This is a genomic window from Citrobacter sp. H12-3-2 (assembly GCF_009649895.1).
Taxonomy (GTDB): Bacteria; Pseudomonadota; Gammaproteobacteria; order Enterobacterales; family Enterobacteriaceae; genus Citrobacter; species Citrobacter portucalensis.
Genome location: NZ_CP045838.1, coordinates 60816 through 80439 on the forward strand (window position 1 = coordinate 60816; position 19624 = coordinate 80439).

Sequence of the window (19624 nt, forward strand, 5' to 3'; positions counted from 1 at the left end):
AATTCCTATCTATTTGTGCGTAAGAGCCCGCCCTTTAGCGCGTAACGTATGTTTCGTAAACAGCTTGATGCCTGGAGGGGGAGGTATGCTATTATTAGTGCATAAAAGAACTTCATCTCTTGAGGTTAAGTTCTGTCAGGCCAGCCTGATAGCCGTAAAAAACGGCAAGGAGATAGTGAAAATGGCTGTTAAACAAAGACCCGGTGTCGGTGACGCCAGTAATGAAAAAATGCTCCGCTTAGCTGCGGCTGTTCGTCAGTTGCGAGTTCCTTCTGCCCAGGGGACTATCAAACCAGAGCGAAAATTGCACAAGGCATAAACCTCATGGATGTAAGTTGTATGAGAATGGAATCAACTTCAGGTGATGGGCACAAGCTTGTCTTTGCCGTAGATGCTAAGCTGGATATTCCTGAAGAACGCCTTAATGACTTTCAGGACATTTACAAAGATTTCATTGAATACAAAACAATAAGTGCGGATCTCGGTAATATTCCTCGCCCTCAAGACCATGTGCAAATGGAGTTTCTTACTGCAGTTGACTTGTTTGGTAAAGATTTGCCTAATTTTTTCCCCAAGCCGATAGCGAAGCGTGAAAAACTCCATCATTTGCATGTCTTTGACGGCACGAATGACTGGGATATCAATCGCTGGAAGCAGAGTGAACAGTCTAAAAGAAGTAGTGATAGCCTTATGTTTTACTCCTACTTTGAGCATCAAAATGTTCACTATTTTTATGTCCTTAAATTTATTGAAGAACCTGATGGTCATTCTTTTCAAAGTGAAGAAAACACTAAAGGAACGCTTTCCAAACGTGCTGAGGGCTATCGACTTCAAACTACTGGCGTAAGAAGCTGATTTTTTTTAGTAAAAACCTGTTCATTTGCCAGAAACAAAAAAGGCCGCTTTCGCGGCCTTTTTTAGTTGAATACAATGCGCGGGACGACTTCCCATTCAGCATGGTCATTCTTTAAAACACATTTGTATTCCGAACCGTCATGTTTTATGTGCAGTCCGACAGTATAAATTTTTTCGCCATCCGAGCAGGAGTACACTTTCTGCTGGTTCGAGAGGAGGATGCTACGGATTTCAGTCAGTTGCGCCACGGCATTGGCGTCTACAACAGGTTGGGGCGCTGCAGCGGCAACGGCTGAAAAACCAAAGAGTGCGGCAAATATTAGTTTCTTCATTTCATTTCCTTTCATGCTATATCATTTTGATTATCGGCAGCAGTTCCTGAAAGCCGACAAATTTTTGATCTGTCACTCTGGCCATTCCATATCTGGCTGTGGTGAATCTGTCTGTTTAGGGGGGATTAATGGCTCGTTTCGATGCCGGGCCGGAGGAACACTCGCGGGTTGTGGGAGTGTCAGGTTTCTCAATATTGCATCCGGTGCCAGCTGAATGTCTTCTGCGTTTACTTCCGCCGATTCCGACTCAGGTTTATTGAGCGTGATGTAGCGGATTGTACGTTCCGCCATCGTGGTTGTGCTGATTATCTCCAGCGCTTCTGCCCAGAGATTTTCTTCCCGCCCGCGGTGGTCCATGTCATATTCTGTCATCAGGTTGTGCGCTTCCTGGCGATTGGCCAGACGCTGCTGAAAGGTATCGATTATCTTCCAGGGTTCAGTTCTGGCCGCTTTACGCCGGCGTGACGGCTTTTCTGTCAGAACACCTATGATTCTGCTGACGTTCTCCGGTGCCGGAAGACGGCGCTGTGCGGTACGCGGGACAAGTCTGCGCAGGTGTTTTAGGGTCGGTGGGTTAATCGTGATATACCGGTTGATAATGACGGGCGCATTGCAGGTTTTGTCCTGAGGCTCGATGTAGAAAGATGCTCCGGGAACCGGATCGCCCTGAAACACCGTGTAGTTCTCACCCGGCTGCAGCTTAATCAGATCCTGCACATTGATTTTGTTCTCCATCTGGATATTGATGTGGTCGCCATCGATCCAGGAGGTGCCAATGATACCTTCCTGTCGCTGCAGACTGACCATGTTCGCCCGGGCTTCCTGTCCTGCAGCATTACTGATTGTTTTTGCCGTCTTATCATCACTCACGATTTTACCGGCGATTTTGGTGCCTGCGTTCTGCATAAGGGTTGCAACGTTGGCCGCTGAGGTCTGGTTTTCAATTCGCTCCTGGTCCTGACTCATCATTACTAGTGCGAACTCAAGAGAGCGTACCTGTGTAGCCTGAACGGCTATTCGCTCAGTGTAGTAGGCTCCCACCTCATCGAGATAATTCATGTAGGGGAATTTGCCTTTGTATTTGGTGATTTCAAGCGCTTCGGAGTCCAGTCCCTCCAGCTTGTGTCCAAGGTCCCGGGCCAGGATCATGCTCTGCTGGGTAACAAACATTCTCCCCAGTGCAGAGGTTGTGTGCTGCGACGTGTTCATGGCCGGGATCAACACCAGGAGTATGCGGTCGCTGTGAATACTGTCACGAATATCGATGTCGCCGGCATCCTCAGCGAAGATATTGCCGAACGTTTCGGTGAATGTGTTGAAGGTTTCCAGAAACTGGCCCGTCAGGTAGCTGTGCTGCTTGCGCGGCTCTTCTGTCCAGGCTGAAGGCTGGCGCACGGTGGCCATATCGAAACCCGGTACATCTACCAGATAATTATAGAGTGGAGAGACAGCTTCTTCTGGCCACTGATCATCCACGGCACGGCAGTAAAGCCCGGCCAGTTTCTCCAGCGGCATAAACTCGCGGAGCAGCTGCAATGACATGGTTTTGTTTTCACGGACACAGTAAAACTTTGTGCCAAAGACCAGCGCCTTGTTCATTGCAATAGCTCTGGACTGCCATTCTCCACCCTGTACGTTGGTTGGCAGCATTGATTGCATCGTCTCAGCAACAAAGGCCTCAGTGCTATAGCAGAAGGGGTTCCACTGGTGAGACTGTGGCCGACTTTTATCTCCGTTCTGGATCATCTCACTGCGGGACATGCCGCTGTTCATGAAGTTGATGTACTCCACATCGTCCTCACGCCCAAAGCGGCGAGCCAGATAGTAGCAGGTGCGTGCCGTGTCGTTCTGCGCCTTGCCGTCAACAAAGGTGAATCCCCGTCCCCAGCAAAATGAATTAAGCATCCACGCATAGATGGTTTCGGTTTTCCCGCCACCGGTCGAGGCAAAGAACATTACATGGCGGGTCAGATCATCAAGGGTGAGCCACAGCTCGCGTCCGATATCATTCATTCGCTTATAGCCAATGTAGAATATCCCCTTACCTTTGCTTTCCTGCGTTGTTTCGTACTGAAACAGTGAGGGAAATGCTCTGAAAAAACTGCGTCGTACCTTCCTGTCTTCAGACGGATCTACTTTATTGAGGTGGACTGGCATTCGCATCGGCATGCGCCAGCGGTGGGTACCGAAGCTGATGCTGGCCACTATGGCCAGCAAAAGAAAGAGCGGTATGGCGAGTGGCCAGATAAAACCCGCCACTACACTTCCAGCCATAATTCCGGCATACAGCAGGTGGTCGCGCATAAGCTCAAGAACAGGGGAATTCCAGGCGTTGCGCTTCATTAGCGCCTGATTTACGGGCGTATTATTCATGGGTTACTCCTGGATGCTAAGGGAACTCACAAAACGGTCGACCTGTTCTTGTGTCATTGGATCGGTAATTTTCATGAAGTGAGCAATTTTATCTGGTGCGGCCAGCATGCCTGTTGCCAGGCGAATGCCTGTGTCAGTCAGCACTGTCGGCGTACCTGAGAAACCAAATGCGCGGAAGCCTGTATCGTTTACGGCCACTACGGCTTGAGACGACACGGAACAGTCTGAACTCACCTGTTGAGAGGCCGCCTGTCCAGGAACCTGCATGCCAGCGTCCGGGCGGAAAAGATCGCTCCATGCTACAGCACGGGCAGTCAGGTCTTTCTCGCACAATACCGGAACGATTTTATCTACGGCATCGCCACCGTCATTGACTACAGATACAGGAAAAATGATCACGTTGTAATGTTGTGCCAGCTGTTCGATCTCTGGTTCCATGCTTTTGCAAACCGCACAGGTTGGATCGAGGAATGCATACAGCGTACGTTCATGCCCGGTTGAGAGCGGGATTGTGAACAGACCCCGATCGGCGCTGCGCTTCAGTATGGCTACCATCTTCTGTCGGGCTGACTGTTCCGTCGCTTCTGTTGTTACTGGCGTGGGTGGAGTTATCGGTGTTGCTGCCGTCTGCAATGCTTCAGCAGGAGAGGCCGGCAAGGATTCATGGCTTTCCTTCATAATATTCTGCATGTTGGCGGATTCAGCCTGTACAGCGTGGCTGACTGTATTGTCAGTCGACGGGAGAACCGTCATTTTAGGTTGTCCCTGAATAGCGGCAGACTGTCGTGGCTGAACAGGGACAGGCCCTTCAGGTATTGTCAGTTCTGTGCCACTGAAATTAAGTGAGGTATGGTTGCTTGTACCCATGAACCATAACGAGGACGCAATCAACGCACCGCCAACAAACAGGACAAGGGCTTTAATTCGCCGTTTTATCACCGCCTTACTCTGAGTTTTGAGTTGCAGTGCAATGGTGTTGAAGACTTCTACCGCATCGTGCATCGGGTCATCAAGAAGTGTCACGGCTTCTTTTGAAAGCTCATAAAAGGCAATGAGTTTTTTATCATGAATGGCCATACGCTGTGGTTCGCGGAATATGAGCAGGGCCTGAGGATCGCCGTCTCCGCTTTGATGTAAAACCACAATTGTGTCGTAAATGAAATCGTTACAACGAAAGGTGGTGTAGGTGCTTTTCTGTGACATAAGGAGACTCCAGTAGACGGTATGTTAATTCGCGTTAGATATGTTCGGATTTTCAGAAGATGGGATCATCGTCGCCTCCCGGGCGAGTGATGACATCTTCCGTCAGTGACCAGTTGGTCCGGATGCGACGCTTGCGGTCTCGATCTGGCTGAGGTTCATCCCAGATTAGACCCAGGGACAGCATATCGATGCGCAGCCCCTCAATGGCTTCATCGACGCAGGCTTGCGGGCAGGGCAGGCCAAGTCGTATAGCCTCACTCTCGGTGCGGGCGACGGCGACGATACCCGCTCCTTCAATAAATCCTTTGGTGGTGTTTGCCCGGTGCAGGGCATAGAAGAGGGGGCGGTCCACTCCCTTGAGCCATAACCAGTTAGGTGGTGTCAGTCGTAAATCATGTGCGTACAGCCAGACCATGCCACTTCTGACGTAATGATGTTCATGCAGCCACTGTTTCGCTCCTTCACTCTGGATGACACGCTTAAAGGCTGTTCGGGCCAGCGCATAGACTGGTACTGAAAATTTACCCTTATCGCGGCGACTTTTGAGACGGCAGGAACGGTTCAGGTCATCCATCAGCGCTGTTGCGGCCGGGCGATCGTCCAGGAAAAACTGAAGGCCGAAGATTGCGAACAGCGTTTTTTCGTGAGGCGCGAGGCTTTTCCATCCATTCAGAGGGCGTCCCAGCTGCGCCATGAAAACCGCGCGGCAGCGGGCAACATCGAGCTGCATGTTACTGATGAGTTGATGTTCTTCTGCAAAACCCTCCGGGGTTTGTGCCGGACGTCTTTCCGGACGACGTTTATCCAGTAAGAGGCGACTGGCATCTCCCTCATTAAGGATGGGGGCAATTGCAGGAGAAATAGATTCCATGGCGAACGGCAATGTACTTATGTTGAGTACCCGTCGTGTTTGCCAGTTGCGGGCTGGATGGTGTAACCAGCTCCACAGGGATGCGGTGGACAGGGGAATGAGGAATATCATCAAGATCCCCGTCGTTTGCTTCATCACATTGATCCACTGATCGTACGTGACGTATTCGGCATTGTTGGCGGTGACGGCCAGCAGGTTATAGCGCGGCGCGGCCCAGGTGTGGAAGGGGCCAAAGTCCGCCATCCCCCACAGGATATGCAAAATAAAACATGACCAGTACACAAACTCGGGCAGATACAGCCATGCGACAAGCAGAATCATAATACCCAGGATGGCGAGGGCGCCGAGAAATTCAAGCGGGTCAGTCATTCCCGCGCGAGCGGATGTCATGGATAAACTCCCTAAATAAGAACGATGAAGACTAACTGAATAAAAGAGGGCAACAACGCCTGGGCTTATCTAAAGTCTGCAGGCGTGTTTACTGGTGACAACGGAAGGTGAAAATATATTGATTGGTCAAATATTAAATTATTGTGGATCTGATATGGATCTCCTTTATTTGAGTGGTGATCAATAAGGAGCTTGATTGTTGTTTTATTATCATTGTCTGTTTTATGGTGAATTTTCAGGGCAATGATCTACGCAAATAAAAATAGCCGGTAATTAAACCGGCTATTTATTGGAGGGTGGTTGATGTGTTTCAGGCAAGAACGGGAACTGGTAGTCCTGTCAGAGCTTCGATCTCGGCACGTTTTTTATTCACGACATCGTTGAAGTTAAAGTTATAGCTGTACCCTTTATTGTTCATTGCGTGCAAATGGTTAGCAATATTGGATGCAGCGCCGGTATCAATAGGAATCATCGGTAACGATGTGAACTTTGTGAACAGGCGCAACTTTGAATCTTCAACCTGTGTACTGGTAAGGCTGTAAGCATCGAAACCAATGACATCCATGACGTTACCTGGATAGATTCGGATGAACAAAAACGTTCCCTGCTGGAAGTCGAAACCCAGGTAGGTACTCTGCCAGAAGAGCCAGACTTCTGAACTGCTTGCTGGGTTAAAGTGCCCTGTTTCCTTGATTTTCTCAATAACAGCAAGGATCTTTTTCTTACGTTTATTGGCTATAGCATAATTGATAGCAAACGGAGTGACTAACAGAAAGCAACTCGTTAATGCGTATAGATACGCCTCTGCACGAACAAACTCATCCATTGATATAGAAAGTGAGCAAAGCAAGAAGATCAGCACGAATGAGATAATGCCAAACTTCAAAAATAATGATTTTGCTACAGAGTATAAAACCCACCACTTAGGGAATCTATCTTTCATAGTCAACCCTCCTTATGTTTTGTTATCTATATTATAGCGATACTGTATAGATGTCCACTCATTAGCTTTTTATTCCATCATTATTATTTTCACCAGGACCATTCATTCCCTTAGTATTAACTCCAGGTGTATGGCGTATATTTCGCCCACCGGCTACAAACATATCTTTCACTGAACCTGCCATACTTCCAAGGGTATTGGCAGCATCCCGACCACCAAGGAAGGAAATGACGTAGTCAGGTAAATAGGCCTGCAATGCAAATATACTAGATACAAGTGTCGTGCAAATTCGAGCATAAATCATTAAAAAACCGGCCATGCTGAATAACCCTGTCAACGAGTTGGCTTGAACATTGACCAGCGCGGCGCCAAAGAGTGCATGAAGGATAGTTCCGGTCGCAACAATAGCAACGGAAGCAAAGAAAAATCCAAAAACCATGAGTGAGGGACGAATCATGGTATCGATAAAGTAGATGTAACCATATGCTGCACGACTACCTCTATCCTGAGACGTACCCAGATGTGTGGCCCCCCACAGAGGTCCAGCTGCACAACCTACCAAAACACTTACTATCCAGTTACCAATACCAGTCATCCAGTAGATAAACGGAATAAATGGCAAGTAAATTGAAAGTGTAAATCCAGCGCTAAACATAAGTAATAACAAGAAGTAAACAGCTGGGGAAATGGCATCAAGCCCTTTATCTACAGCACTAATTACCCCTGTCATATCGACAACTTTTCCAAGAAGCGATGATTCCCCCCCTGCAACCGCAGCACGTAGGATGGTGTAAGCTGTCAAAGTCCCCTCAGCTGCAACAAGAGTATAATCCCCAACGTTTTTCATCTTAACTAAAGGGTTTACTTGTCCTGTTGTAGTACCAGTCCCACTATAATTTGTTGCAATATTGCTTGTTAAGCTTACGAAAAATGGGGTAATGGAGTTCATGAGTATGCTATTGGGGTCATTACCCTCTGATGCGCTTAACTCATTTTTCGATGTTGTTGTACCTGCAGGGGGAGCATAGCTGGAGTTCTGCAACTGAGTTCGATAGGTACTCATTAACGCGCTGAAAAGATCACCGCTACCAATTTCCCCTAAAGAGGACATCCCACTGGTCGCTGGTGCGCGACTGGCAACTTCAGTCAGGCGCTGGTTGGCCGTGGCGAAAGTCTGGTACCAGGCACCGAGAGCCGCCCAGCCGTATGTGTCGAGGTAATTCCTGACTGCATCCTGAATGCCATTCTGCTCATTCTGTGCCGGCAGCGCGCGCTGGACCGTTTGTTCATAGTTGCTGGCAGCCCGCTGAATGCGGGTTTCGATATCCGGGAGTGTGCCGCTGCCGGTCGTTCGCTTATTCATAAACCCTGTCACAAACTCGCTGGCCGCACTGTCCATATCCTGGATCATGGCTTCCATTGCTTTGTTTTGTGCGTCCACGACTTCTCGTGTGTCGCTATTACTGAAGGGGTTAAAGAAGCTCCCGGAGCCAGACGAGGAGCCCGATTTCTGTTGTTCCGGGATTGTCGCTGTGCCACACACTCCACTGCCGTTAGTGACCCGGTAGGTATAATTTCCTCCAGACGAACCGAATATCTCCGTCATTTTTGCTGTGGTGGAATTGGCAGTGCTGCTGTAATCGTCCAGTGCCGTGTTGATGGCGTATTTGCACAGCTGCATCTCAAAAATACCGCGTGCAGATGTGCGGGTCGAGGCCTGAGTGGGCTGTACCGTCAGGGAGTAGCCGCTGGCAATATCATTTGCAGCTTTGGACACCATCAGGTTGGCAGAGCCCACGCCCATAATCGATGCGCCCCAGAGGATGATGAGCTGAGACATGCTCCAGCCATTGGCTGTCGGGATAATCATCAAAAATCCTGAGACGGTGCTCAGTGTACTGGTGATATCGCGATCACCACTGAATACCTTTCCCTGATGCCCCGTTTTGTTGATGTGCTTCAGGCCAATAATCACAAACCAGACGACGGCAAGGACGGCAATAATTCCGTTAAACAGCGCAAACAGATTCCCGATCATCGTGGTATTACCGGCGGCGAGAGGGTCCAGTACCACGTCGCCGAAGATAGTGACCAGTGCCTGCCGGGAGAGGTCCTGTGCATTAGTCGCAGCAGAGACTATGTCATCGTAAGTTACACCGGCGCGTGCCGGCGTAACAGGTATAAGCAGCCCTGCGCAAAGCGCACGAATGAGATTTTTCACGGTAACTCCGGATAAAACATGAATGCCGGGATGGCGATATGGAGCAGAGGAGGGTCGTTATTTTCTGAGAATGGCATCTCGTACGGCATGTGTTTCCGTCATGAAGTGCTGAAAGGTGCCTCCTTCGGCAAGACTTACACGCCGGTTGCGTAACTGCCACAGTCGATAGGTTACGATTAGCGCTTTTGACCACGCCACGCCAGCGCCGGAAAACAGCACCACACAGGTGCTGATCTGGTGCGCTGTGATACTCCCACCGATAATGAATGTTGTCAGTGGCGCAAGCGGAACGGGTATAACCATAAGCCAGAACAGAAATCGCCAGCGCCGGCGCTGGCTAACATACCCCTTATCCAGTTGTTCGGGAGTAAAGCCGGATTCTTCAATGGCTTTTTCCCAGTCAGGCGCTGCAGGCGGTTTGTCGTCGGTATTGAGCTCAGGAAAGGCATCACGCATTCGCTCCAGATTACGTGACGTCATGTGTCTCGCTGACCGCAGAAACCACTTCGTTTCCTGCACTGGTAGAAAGATGCTAAGCAATCCGATGGTGATACGCCCGGTGAGGCTTTTTTTTCGTGAGACTATTTTTTCAGATGTCATTTGGCCGCTCCCTGGTTCATGGCTGATTCGAGTTGTTTTAGTCGTGGGGCATAGGACTGACGGGCAAAGGCAGCGAGCAACTGGCCGTCGATAACGTTCCCTTTGCGCATCAACTCTTTAATGTCATTAAGTTGCCAGTTCATCTGCGCCGTGGTTCGGATGAGTTCGCGCATAAGGTTATCTCCGTTCATTTGCTGCAGGTCAGAGAGATAGGCTGTATTTGCATATCGACGTCCGGCCTCAAAGGATTCAAATTCTCGCTGGCTCATGTAGCCCTTCGCTTTCGCCTCGGGTGAAGCCACATCATCAAAATACTGCGCTGCGGAAGGGGACTGCAGTGCTTCTTTCAGAGCATCACGGGTGGTTTCACTGGGCTTACTGTCGGCAATCAGCGAGAGCTGAGGTTCAGAGGCGGCATCGGTGATACCGTTGTACTCGTTGAGCAATCCTACATACGTCCGTCCGGTTACGGTGTTGACTTCACCTTTACCGGGCGTGCGACCGGCCGAAGGGCGAGATGTGTTTTTCATGTAGGCCATTGCGGCGTCGGTCTGTTCCTGTGTCCAGGACAGTGCTGGTGCCGTCCCTTCCGGTCCTGCTCCACCATAGATCGAGCGTACTTGGCTGTCACCACCGGGCATTTTACTGACTGCTGGGCAGATCCCCGTCCCACCAAAACGCTCATATTCTGCTGCTGTGCAGTACGCTGCATGCACGTTCGCACCGTCATAAGCGTCGCGGGCCTGCTCTTCTGATGCAGTGGAAATCCTCTTACGCACCGCTGAGCTGGAAACGCCTTTGCCGGAAGAGAGTTTTGATGCGGTACTACCTGACGCACTTTTACTTTGTGCAGCAACGCCGGAGGCTGAATCACTGCAGACCGAATCCGGTACCGAAAAACTCTGTCTAGCTTCTTCCAGCCGTTGGGTTTCATTATTGAAAATCATTTGCTGACGGGTGGCCTGTCCATCCTGATTAATCAGCGCGCCGAGCTTGTCAGCATTCTGTGTGATTGCTGTACCGGTGGCCTGCTGCATCTGTAGTATTTCGACCAACGTTGCCTGGATGGTGGCCATCTCAGGCAGAACCTGAGTAGTTATCGGAACACTGGAGTTCACGTTGACTGTGAAAGCACTGGCAACAGTGGGAAGGCTGGACGCGATGGCAAGTGCCAGCGCGGGGAGATGGCGTTGTATCATGAAATTCTCCATTTAGTTGAGCGGGGTAAATACGTTGGGAAGGCGAGTTGACTGTGGGTCGGGGGCGAGGGCTACCAGAGGGAAGGTCTGAAAGCGTCTGCTGATACGTCCTTCCCGGCTGCGGGTGTCTATGATAGTCAACCCACGACGAGCGATCCGTGAGTGAGTTGAAGGGGTAATATCCAGTACAGGCCAGTCTCCTGGGCTGAGTTGTGGGGTCTCTGCCCCCTCCGGCCATAACCAGGTATCATCACTTAACACCGTCCTTATATCCTCAGGTAACAGCCACTGGACCACATGACGCGATTCTCGCACCTGTTCGCCTGGCTCTTGTACCTGCCATATGGCCGTAGTTACCAATTGGCGAGGACGATCTTTGATCGTAAGAAGAACGCCACAGGCTTCTTGTGGAGCCCGACGATCAGTAGCGTATACAGCCCGAGAGTTCACTGCACTGTCTGTACGAAAGTGACGAGATGGTAGAACAAACTCCACGCCGTCAACATCGATCATCAGGCGTGAAAGTCTGACCTGTCCCTTTGCCGGGCGACGGCAGCGTGGCGTCAGGTGGATGGAACACATCACAGGTCATACCCCAGTTCGTTAATCATTTCGTCCGCCATCAATTCGATGACACCCTTATCGCCACGGACGCCACTGTTACGCTCTCTGTACTCAATGAGTTTTTTTGCAGACCCTCGTGGGAACTTATCTGCCAGCAACTGACGGGCACGGGCAGTGCCGATCGTCGCGGAGAGATTTTTGCGTAGCGCACCGTCTTTTTTGTCTGAGTTAAGCGACCACAGCTCCAGCGGTCCGAGCGTAAACCGGACAATCCGCGCCAGCGTGCCCTGGGTCGTGCGCATCATACACAGCATCGGTACTCCACTACCGTCTGCAGCAGGACCGGCTGGCATACGCAGGAAAGCATGGAGATTGTGTTCGGGGATCTTAAAACTGTCTCGTAAAAGAGGAATGTCTTCCTGGCGGAAGCGCAGCAGCCAGAGGGTGTTGGCAGAGTCGAGCAGGCTTTTCGGGTAATCGGTAAGGAACTGGGTACTTAACACTGTGCGGATGCCAAACTTACGCTGTTCCCTGTCCTGCGTGTCCAGCGCCTCGAAGATGAAATCAATGCCCTTGACGTTGTGCAGCTCGTCGTAGATTTTTGTTTTCATTTCGCTGTCGAGCTGGTTGATGCGCCGTATAATGCCCGGGAGATAGGCTTCCGGCACCGTTTTCAATATCTCTTCCTGATACTGAGGAAGCGTAAAATCACCAGCTGTTATGTGGCCAGCAAAGAGGAACATGATGCCGGTTTTCAGTCTGCCTGCCGGGGTCTTATCGCCAGCGACGTTGTTTAAGTCTACGGCAATAATGCGTGTGTTCGGGTTCAGCGCGAAGCGAGTCCGACTGGCCATCATCGGATAGTCCTGTCGTGCCTGAATCATACAACGCTCAATGTACTCCAGTAGTGGCTCCTGTGAACCGTCACGCTGTACTCTGCCAAAACTCTCCTGAATTGCCTCACTGCGTAGCAACGCTGGCATATCAGCGAGTTCTGGTACAGCCTGATAGTGCGCCCGTTGAGCCGCGGACAACTGCCCACGCTCATGGAGGAGATCACGTACTTCATACCATGGAGTCGCAGTCCACCATTCCTGATCGTGCTCATCTCTCAACCCGCATGACTCCAGCGCCTCGTCCACTTCTGGCTCTACGTTTGACCGGAACATGTTTGGCTCAATACCGCTGCGCATGTCGTACGCCAGATCAATCAGGCGGTTCACTATCTGCCGGGTATCGGTCGGGTTCGGAGGTGTTCCTTTATCTGGTTCAATACAGAAGGCCATCAGCATGGACGCGATAAATTGCTTCTCCGGCGTTACTGGCTTATGGGCACCGTACAGGATGTCGAAAACATTGCGCGACTTAGACGGGTCGTTGCTAAGAATAATACCAACGGCTTCGTCCTTTCGCTCCTCCGGCAAACTGTCACGAATCAGTTGGATGAACCCCATAGCGCTGAATCCTTTATCGATATGCGCCACATAGGGAAGTGAAACCTGGGCGGAAGATACCTGTATTTCCGTCAGGGTATTAATCAGTACCGACTTACCAAGGCCTGAGTCACCCGGGGCAAGTTCGGTGTGCTTGTTCTGTCGTGAAGAACCCAGCCCAACTTCCCAGGCGCAGCCGTCTTCAGTGTGCAGCATCAAATTACCTTCCCCGCGCCAGACGGAACCTGGTCGGTTGAAAGGCAGCATAGAAAGCGCATGGGAGAGTGGCGGATAAAGCGGGACGGGGCCTGAGCCTGCTGACGCTGCCAACATGCTGTTGACCCATCCCCGGCGTGGATCACCGAAGGTTGTGGTTGTGTTACAAACCCCCCACCCCTGCATAGCTGATTCAAGCAGCATCTGATTACGGGTGCATACTTCACGGGTACGCCCCCAGGTGGAAGCTACAATGGTCATCACGCAAACTGGGTCTCGTTCATCCGTTTCAGCCAACTGCGTAAAAGCGTCGTAAAGCGGACGAATGGAGGGAATAAATTGTCCAAATGATGAAATATTCTTTTTCCAGCCCAGCGCCTTCATCCCACCCGGCATGATGTCGATCCGAATACGCCAGGGAACGGCACGTGGAACCAGTTTAACCAGTTCATTGAAGGGGCTGGGGTGCTGAGGAGGCAGAGTTATGGCTACCATGCCGTGCCACAGCCCCTCTGCATACACCAGATTACCTTCAGTTTTTGGTGTACAACCAAAGACCTGAAGATTCAGGAAGGGAGCAAGCAGAGCCGTGGCGTCATCATCATGAAGCGTACCTGAGGGGGCGGCCTTCCCCGGTAGTGCAGGGCGCCATGCTGCCGATGTGCTGTTACGTGCTGTTTCACGTCTGATTTCGTTACAGAACTCAGGCACGTCGAGCAGGCGGACAAGCAGGCCGTCTCCGCCGCGTACGAGTGCTTTTTCAAGAGTAGAGATAAAGCTGTCATGCCTGATCTTCAGACCAGACATTTGCCAGCGCCAGGGTTCCTGGCCAAAACGCGCGACCGGCGCTTTATCCTGGATAGCCCGAACGGTGGCGTTGAAATCTGTTCTTTCCTGATGGCTCACCAGTGTCGGTGAGCTCCAGACGGCAAGCCAGCATCGCTCACGGACAAGCCACGGTGAGATTACGTTTACCTTTTCATTGAGCAGGTCATCCAACTGGATGCCGATGTGCTGAATGGAACGCTTTTGTGGGGCGATCATGGCGCTGACTTCGTCACGCCCCTTTTCCGGATCACGTTCAAAAATGAAGGCCAACTTATGGCCGGTATTTTTCCAGGTCGTACTGAGTGTGGAAGTGAGGTGAGCGATCATTCCTTCAAACGCATCCGGATGGTCGGCTGAAGCTGTTTCTGACAGTTCACGCAATGCCCCGGAAATTTCGAATACAGAAAGGTAATAGCCATGATGGGTGACACCAATATAAGGTGCTTCCAGCCAGGGTCTGAGCTCCAGGTCGTGTTTGTCCAGTCCGATCACTGTACGAATGTCGCAATAGTCGACAAAGTCAGCAGAGATGGTGAAACGGGAAAAGGTGTTCATAACGTCTTCAATGGCGAAGACAAGGCGGTTGATATTCATAGCAGTGAAGACTCCACCAGGATGGCGTGTATTGATGGGCGCGATGGCGCATCTGTGTGACGAGGTGCGCTTCAGTTTTGTGTGACAGTGGTGCCTGGGGGCTGCGCCGATACTATTTTTTTCTGCGGGATTTCTGACAGCACGTCACTGTCCGTGACTGAATCCGGTGTAAGGATCAACGCCACGCCGTTCATTTTCTGTCGCATTTCATCGCGAATGACTGGCGGGAAGCGTTTAAGCGCATCTGCATAATCAGCAGGCCGCCACCCTCCGAAACGTTCTTCCAGAGGCAATCGATGCCGGATCAATTCCGACAGCACCCGGCGACCCTCCCGAATTTTGTAAGGAATGTTGCTGAAAACGGCCTGCAGAGCTTTTCGGTTCAGGGCGACGACATTACGTGGATGCAGGTCCGGTAACCAGACCATTACACCCTGAGCAGCAGCAAATCCGTTGAGGGCATGCCAGGCGTGGCAGATAAAACAGAGATTAAACGGCAGCGTGAGCCGTTCGAACTCAGCATATTCAGTATCAGACAGTAAACCGGTATCGGTCAGAAGCGCGGTCGGAATGTGGCGCAGGGCAAGGCGGCGGGCGGCAAGTGATGCGTGCTGCATCCCGGTTTGTGCGGCTTTCAGTGCCCGAGTATGTTTTTCGTATTCAGCCGGTACCTGCGGCGTGGGGCGGGACGCCAGCTGAGCCAGCGTATCTTTCGCTCTGAGTAGCCGGGCCTCTGCATCCTGCGCGTCTTCCGCCAGCCGGGTTAAGGGCAGGGATTCCGGTAACATAAACAGATGTTTCATATCAGCACCGCAGCAATAACAGCGTCCCCCTGAAACGCTCACGGGGGCAGGAAGTTGGGGGGCTGTGGTATGGACAACATCAGGCACTGGAAGCGGATGTAGCCACCGAAGGTCAGGTGTCTTTTTCTTATTACTCATCGTTTTCTCCTGAAAGGGTCGGTGTTTACCGACCCTTTCCTGTGATTAGCTGATGGTGACGGAGCTGGTACCGAGCTGTTTCTGGGTACGACTCATGATTTCAGGGACAACGGCCAGCAGACCGCCAATAGCCAGACCTGCACAGCAGCGGCCGAGTGTTACCTGCGGGTTGGTACCAATTTTTTTGAAGGCCAGTAGGGAACCGATGAAGATGAAAACGCCGATCGCCTGGGCAATTTCCAGCCCGGAAGTTTTACCGCTTTTAGCACCGTCAGCGGCGCTGCGCATCATGTCGGCAATATCGCCTTCAGCGAAGGCCATGCCGGGTAACAGGAACGTAACCAGGGCACATAGCCCCTGAATCATTCGCTCACGGCACTGCATCATGGTCAGCTGACAGAAAATAACAACGGCATAAATACGCGCGGAAATAGCACGGAAAAGTGACATGGTGTCTCCTTGGGTTATAAAAAACGAATGGTGTTAAAAAGCGAGTCCGAAGGTGGAGAGTGCGGCATCGATGAGCTGAGGTGAAAAGACCATCGCGGTTCCGGCCATCAGCTTTACGGTCGCGGCACGAATACTTTCGCTTGAACTGAGCGCGGTATGCCCCTCAAGTTCTGAACGTCGAAACATATCGAGTGCCGCATAGACAAATCCCACTCCTGCGAGCCGAACCAGGGAAAGCACGGCGTTAGCGGCCCCTGCAGCAACGCCGTAGGTGGCGGGCTGCACATAAGCGATCGCATCAAAAGATGTGGCGCCAAAACCAAGCTGCGCACCACTGGCATTAATTATGGAGGGAAGGGATACCAGTGCGGCGCAGGAAAAAAGGCCAATAGCGAACCTGCCCGGAGATAAGGGACCACGACTGGAACGTTGCCGGACCAGTAGGGCGATGAGGCCAAAAAAACCAATCATCTCAGACCAACTGAACAGTAAATCCAGTCCAGCGGTGAAGATGCCCGAAGCCAGGTTCTCTATTAGCGTAATGGCATCCAGTGCCATTAGCGCAGGGTTCCTCCTGTTGTCACCACTGAGCGTGTGGCGGGATCAATCTGACGAATAGTGACTTTACCCAGCGTATCCCCCTCCCGGACGGACCAGGTACTGCCCTGCCATTTGATCCAGGCCATTCCCGACTCCAGTGACATGATTTTCATGCCTGAAATAGCACTGGCTACCTGCCGTTTTTGGAGCCTGGAAGCGGGTTTTGAGGTATCAGAGGCGCTTGCCCGGGCTTCCAGCACTGCCAGCTTTTGTATCAGGTCAGTAAGCTGGGCACGCGTTTCTACCGCGTATGCCTCATCCCTCTTGATAGCATCAGACAGACGGGTGACGCTGTCTTTCAGTGACGTCAGAGAGTCATTTATCTTTCGATCGCGGTCGTTCAGCTCGTCACGAATATCCGTCATCATGCTCGTCGTATCGCCCTGGAGCATCGGAGGTGCAGTTTGTGTCGCTGGCTGCGCTACGGGGATCGGGGGCCTCGTGGGCTGAATAGTCTCAACCGAACTGTGCGGTGCACCGTCGAGCGTACTTTCAACCTCACTGAAGCTGCTTTCAGACGGTGTGTTACTTGTAAATGACAGTGACGGACCGAACAGATACCAGAGACTGACCACTGCCAGAAGCGTTATCCCGAGAAGCCACGGCAGAGAATAGCCAAACAGCAGCTCCCGCTTCCAGAAAGGCAGTTTCTGACGGGGATCTGGCGCACCAAAATCATCCTCGTTTTCCAGCGTGTCTTCTTCAGATATGTCAATTTGCTGATTCATCATTGTTCCTCACGGGTACGGTATCGCCATATTGACGACGGATTTCAGCCTGGCGGCGCACGATGGCTTCCTGCAGGCGGGATTCTGTTTGCTGCTCTGCTGCAACGGGTGTTAGTACTGATGTACTGGTAGCGGGGAGTGCGACTTTCTTATTACTGATAACGTCGTCTGAAGTTACTGATTCAACGAAGAGAATGGAGATAACCTCTTTCTGCTTCACTGTGACCTGGCGGAACGGCTCGCGGGCCATCTCCTGTTTGATGACTTCCGCACCTGTCTGGGCTGTGCCACCGACCATTACGCCAGCTACTGTGCTGCCGTCAGGTTTCCCCACGCGTCCGGTGACGGTTCCGACGCTGGACTGCATGACCTGCGTGTTAGCATCTTTGTACAGTCCCCCCAGGTCGCCAAGACCACCTAATACAGCTGGCAGAACGATGTGTGTCCCCCATCGATGGTTGACATCGGAGGCCACCGAAGACATCAGGTTTTTCTCGCTCTGTGCGCTTGCTTTTACGTTCAGTTCCATACCGTTCCAGTTCATACTGGTGAATTTGATATCGAGTCCATTTCCGGCAAGTTTTACTGAAGGGCTATGAAGTCTGGCACCAGCCAGCGGCCCGGCAGGTATGACCGCAACCACCTCTGAGTTGGGGTTATCCGAATCCACGGCAGTCTCCATATAACCGGACGCACGAGTGAGTGCAGGGATGAAGACCTGTGCGCTTTCTGTTTTAGCTGTGGATTCTGCCTGGCGGCCAGCACCAGACGCTGGTGAAGTCCGCGTAACGCTTGCCAGTGCAGTGGCAAGAACCGGTGCATCACCGCCCGCCTGCGCGGCACTGATTCGCGTAAGCAGTTTCTGGAGTTGAGCCTGGCGTTTCTCGTTCGCCTGCTCTTCTCCGGCCGTGTTTTCCGTGCGTCGTGACGATTTTACCGACTGTGGCGATGGTGGATCTTGTGATGCTGGCTTTGTTACCGGCGGCTTATCAGGCGGGGGTTCCGTGACTTCAAGGCCTACCGGGAGGCTGGCGATAAAAGATGAATCAGTCCGTGCGGCTTCTTGCGCACCTAAGTCGTTTGAGGCTTTCAGCAGCTCACGGTATCGCGGGCTTTCCGTTGTGGTGGTTACGGCACTTGAGGCCGTGCCGTTAAGGTTAACGGCAGAATCCTTTCCTGAAGGGTCATGTGTCAGCCATGACACTAACCAGTAACCGGCAGTCAGTAAAGCTAGGGCTCCAAATCCGATTATTGAAATAAGTTTTTTGCCGTTATTTCCGGCATCCTGTTCTGCGCTCATTACTGAAGCTCCGGCGTGACGTTAACGGATTTCCCGTTCACTGAGAAGGTCAGTAACGGGGTGAGGGGGAGTTTCCAGAGATGTGTGCCGTCCGCTGAAGAAAGTGTCTGTTCAAACTCATCGCGAAGCATTGCCCGGGAACGAACCATCAGATCATCACCGCTTTGCCAGATGATGGTGTCTGGAACGTTGCCCTGGAATTTCAGGCGACGGGCATCTTTCGGTGGCGTGCCATCCAGAAAGGCCTGCAAAGTGGCACTGTGGAGTGCGATTTTATCGACGGTCACGCCGGGGAGTGCGGTGCCAGGCCCCAGGCGTGGGACACGTAAATCCAGCCGGCTGTCGATCTCCTGGCTGGCTGTGCGGGTGTCAGTCTCACCACTTGTCACGTTAATCATGATCGGAACATCGAGTCCCTTCAGATACACGGAAATGTTCCCTGCCGCCCACGGACGCAGCGGGGTTATCGCCAGCATGTTGGTGCCAGCATTGAATTTCACGTCAAAACTCTTCGGACTGGCATTAATCGGCGGATCCGACTGTGGCCACGGCGCACCACTGATGTCTGTCAGGGTAACGACGCTCTGGTTGTTCATGGCCGTACGTACCAACGGGATACTGGCTCCTGGTGAAAGATTAAGGGTTAACGAACTGATGCGCGGAACCACGCTTATCATTGGGGCATTTACCGACCGCTCGTTGTCTGTCAGTCGCAGACGCAGTTCGCGTATCTCATCCGCTGACAGAGGCGAGTCCATGCTTGCCGCTTCGTCTACCAGCGGTGAGCTTTGTCCTGGTGCCGGTAACTCCCCACTAATCCGGGTTGCGGGTACGTCCGTTGTATGTGGTTCAGCACCTTGCTGGGCTGGAGCTGCACTTGTTGCGCCAGGTGTCCTGGCGTTCTGCCAGCCAGTATTGTCAGCAGCGGCTGCGAGAGCCGGACCACACAGCAGTAGGGTGGTCATGAGATAACGAAGTTTCAT

At 51.9% G+C, this 19624-nt stretch carries 18 protein-coding genes; 2 read left to right on the top strand and 16 right to left on the bottom strand.

What is annotated here, in order from left to right; translation table 11 throughout:
* Positions 1–85 precede the first annotated feature (85 nt).
* Positions 86–319: a hypothetical protein gene (locus tag GHC22_RS23825; protein WP_040231217.1), complete on the top strand. Its 234-nt coding sequence runs from the start codon at positions 86–88 to the stop codon at positions 317–319.
* Positions 320–339: 20 nt separating this feature from the next.
* A complete protein-coding gene (locus GHC22_RS23830; protein WP_167335593.1) occupies positions 340–855 on the top strand; it encodes a type II toxin-antitoxin system YafO family toxin in 516 nt (171 codons plus the stop codon).
* Positions 856–917: 62 nt separating this feature from the next.
* Here the strand turns inward: GHC22_RS23830 and GHC22_RS23835 are convergent, their stop codons facing one another.
* The 16 genes from GHC22_RS23835 to GHC22_RS23910 form a co-directional block, all read right to left on the bottom strand.
* Entirely contained in the window at positions 918–1187 is a 270-nt protein-coding gene (locus GHC22_RS23835; RefSeq protein WP_115490299.1) for a hypothetical protein, read from the bottom strand.
* A 72-nt stretch (positions 1188–1259) separates the two neighbouring features.
* Entirely contained in the window at positions 1260–3560 is a 2301-nt protein-coding gene (trbC, locus tag GHC22_RS23840; protein WP_115490298.1) for an F-type conjugative transfer protein TrbC, read from the bottom strand.
* 3 nt (positions 3561–3563) lie between these two features.
* The gene (locus tag GHC22_RS23845) at positions 3564–4763 is read right to left on the bottom strand and encodes a thioredoxin fold domain-containing protein (protein ID WP_153754028.1); all 1200 of its coding nucleotides are present in this window, start codon (positions 4761–4763) and stop codon (positions 3564–3566) included.
* A 52-nt stretch (positions 4764–4815) separates the two neighbouring features.
* Positions 4816–6024 carry a conjugal transfer protein TrbA gene (locus tag GHC22_RS23850; RefSeq protein ID WP_153754029.1) on the bottom strand — a complete coding sequence of 403 codons (1209 nt, stop codon included), beginning with the start codon at positions 6022–6024 and terminating at the stop codon, positions 4816–4818.
* A gap of 310 nt (positions 6025–6334) precedes the next feature.
* Complete coding sequence (excA, locus tag GHC22_RS23855) at positions 6335–6967, bottom strand: plasmid IncI1-type surface exclusion protein ExcA (RefSeq protein WP_153754030.1); 633 nt, start codon at positions 6965–6967, stop codon at positions 6335–6337.
* 61 nt (positions 6968–7028) lie between these two features.
* On the bottom strand, positions 7029–9188 hold the full coding sequence (locus GHC22_RS23860) for a DotA/TraY family protein (protein ID WP_153754031.1): 2160 nt from the start codon (positions 9186–9188) through the stop codon (positions 7029–7031).
* Between the two features lie 57 nt (positions 9189–9245).
* A complete protein-coding gene (gene traX / locus GHC22_RS23865) occupies positions 9246–9788 on the bottom strand; it encodes a conjugal transfer protein TraX (protein ID WP_153754032.1) in 543 nt (180 codons plus the stop codon).
* Positions 9785–10987 carry a conjugal transfer protein TraW gene (traW, locus tag GHC22_RS23870; protein ID WP_153754033.1) on the bottom strand — a complete coding sequence of 401 codons (1203 nt, stop codon included), beginning with the start codon at positions 10985–10987 and terminating at the stop codon, positions 9785–9787. The genes traX and traW overlap by 4 nt, the downstream gene beginning before the upstream one ends.
* Before the next feature lie 12 nt (positions 10988–10999).
* Positions 11000–11572 carry a conjugal transfer protein TraV gene (locus GHC22_RS23875; RefSeq protein ID WP_153754034.1) on the bottom strand — a complete coding sequence of 191 codons (573 nt, stop codon included), beginning with the start codon at positions 11570–11572 and terminating at the stop codon, positions 11000–11002.
* On the bottom strand, positions 11569–14622 hold the full coding sequence (locus GHC22_RS23880) for an ATP-binding protein (protein ID WP_153754035.1): 3054 nt from the start codon (positions 14620–14622) through the stop codon (positions 11569–11571). Before GHC22_RS23880 ends, GHC22_RS23875 begins: the two co-directional genes overlap by 4 nt.
* Before the next feature lie 71 nt (positions 14623–14693).
* Complete coding sequence (locus GHC22_RS23885) at positions 14694–15425, bottom strand: conjugal transfer protein TraT (protein ID WP_228553287.1); 732 nt, start codon at positions 15423–15425, stop codon at positions 14694–14696.
* 183 nt (positions 15426–15608) lie between these two features.
* A complete protein-coding gene (locus GHC22_RS23890; RefSeq protein ID WP_040231201.1) occupies positions 15609–16013 on the bottom strand; it encodes a DUF6750 family protein in 405 nt (134 codons plus the stop codon).
* 33 nt (positions 16014–16046) lie between these two features.
* Complete coding sequence (gene traQ / locus GHC22_RS23895; protein ID WP_040231200.1) at positions 16047–16571, bottom strand: conjugal transfer protein TraQ; 525 nt, start codon at positions 16569–16571, stop codon at positions 16047–16049.
* Positions 16571–17344 (bottom strand): conjugal transfer protein TraP, encoded by a 774-nt coding sequence (traP, locus tag GHC22_RS23900; protein WP_153754036.1) that lies wholly within the window; start codon positions 17342–17344, stop codon positions 16571–16573. Before traP ends, traQ begins: the two co-directional genes overlap by 1 nt.
* On the bottom strand, positions 17325–18641 hold the full coding sequence (traO, locus tag GHC22_RS23905; protein WP_153754037.1) for a conjugal transfer protein TraO: 1317 nt from the start codon (positions 18639–18641) through the stop codon (positions 17325–17327). The genes traP and traO overlap by 20 nt, the downstream gene beginning before the upstream one ends.
* Positions 18641–19624, bottom strand: a complete 984-nt coding sequence (locus GHC22_RS23910; RefSeq protein ID WP_123924694.1) for a DotH/IcmK family type IV secretion protein — start codon at positions 19622–19624, stop codon at positions 18641–18643. Before GHC22_RS23910 ends, traO begins: the two co-directional genes overlap by 1 nt.

Coding starts and splice junctions, on each gene's coding strand:
- GHC22_RS23890 (WP_040231201.1), bottom strand. CDS start 16,013: ATGTCACTTTTCCGTGCTATTTCCGCGCGTATTTATGCCGTTGTTATT.
- GHC22_RS23845 (WP_153754028.1), bottom strand. CDS start 4,763: ATGTCACAGAAAAGCACCTACACCACCTTTCGTTGTAACGATTTCATT.
- traQ (WP_040231200.1), bottom strand. CDS start 16,571: ATGGCACTGGATGCCATTACGCTAATAGAGAACCTGGCTTCGGGCATC.
- GHC22_RS23910 (WP_123924694.1), bottom strand. CDS start 19,624: ATGAAACTTCGTTATCTCATGACCACCCTACTGCTGTGTGGTCCGGCT.
- GHC22_RS23850 (WP_153754029.1), bottom strand. CDS start 6,024: ATGACATCCGCTCGCGCGGGAATGACTGACCCGCTTGAATTTCTCGGC.
- trbC (WP_115490298.1), bottom strand. CDS start 3,560: ATGAATAATACGCCCGTAAATCAGGCGCTAATGAAGCGCAACGCCTGG.
- excA (WP_153754030.1), bottom strand. CDS start 6,967: ATGAAAGATAGATTCCCTAAGTGGTGGGTTTTATACTCTGTAGCAAAA.
- GHC22_RS23880 (WP_153754035.1), bottom strand. CDS start 14,622: ATGAATATCAACCGCCTTGTCTTCGCCATTGAAGACGTTATGAACACC.
- traO (WP_153754037.1), bottom strand. CDS start 18,641: ATGAGCGCAGAACAGGATGCCGGAAATAACGGCAAAAAACTTATTTCA.
- GHC22_RS23885 (WP_228553287.1), bottom strand. CDS start 15,425: ATGAAACATCTGTTTATGTTACCGGAATCCCTGCCCTTAACCCGGCTG.
- traP (WP_153754036.1), bottom strand. CDS start 17,344: ATGATGAATCAGCAAATTGACATATCTGAAGAAGACACGCTGGAAAAC.
- traW (WP_153754033.1), bottom strand. CDS start 10,987: ATGATACAACGCCATCTCCCCGCGCTGGCACTTGCCATCGCGTCCAGC.
- GHC22_RS23835 (WP_115490299.1), bottom strand. CDS start 1,187: ATGAAGAAACTAATATTTGCCGCACTCTTTGGTTTTTCAGCCGTTGCC.
- GHC22_RS23825 (WP_040231217.1), top strand. CDS start 86: ATGCTATTATTAGTGCATAAAAGAACTTCATCTCTTGAGGTTAAGTTC.
- traX (WP_153754032.1), bottom strand. CDS start 9,788: ATGACATCTGAAAAAATAGTCTCACGAAAAAAAAGCCTCACCGGGCGT.
- GHC22_RS23830 (WP_167335593.1), top strand. CDS start 340: ATGAGAATGGAATCAACTTCAGGTGATGGGCACAAGCTTGTCTTTGCC.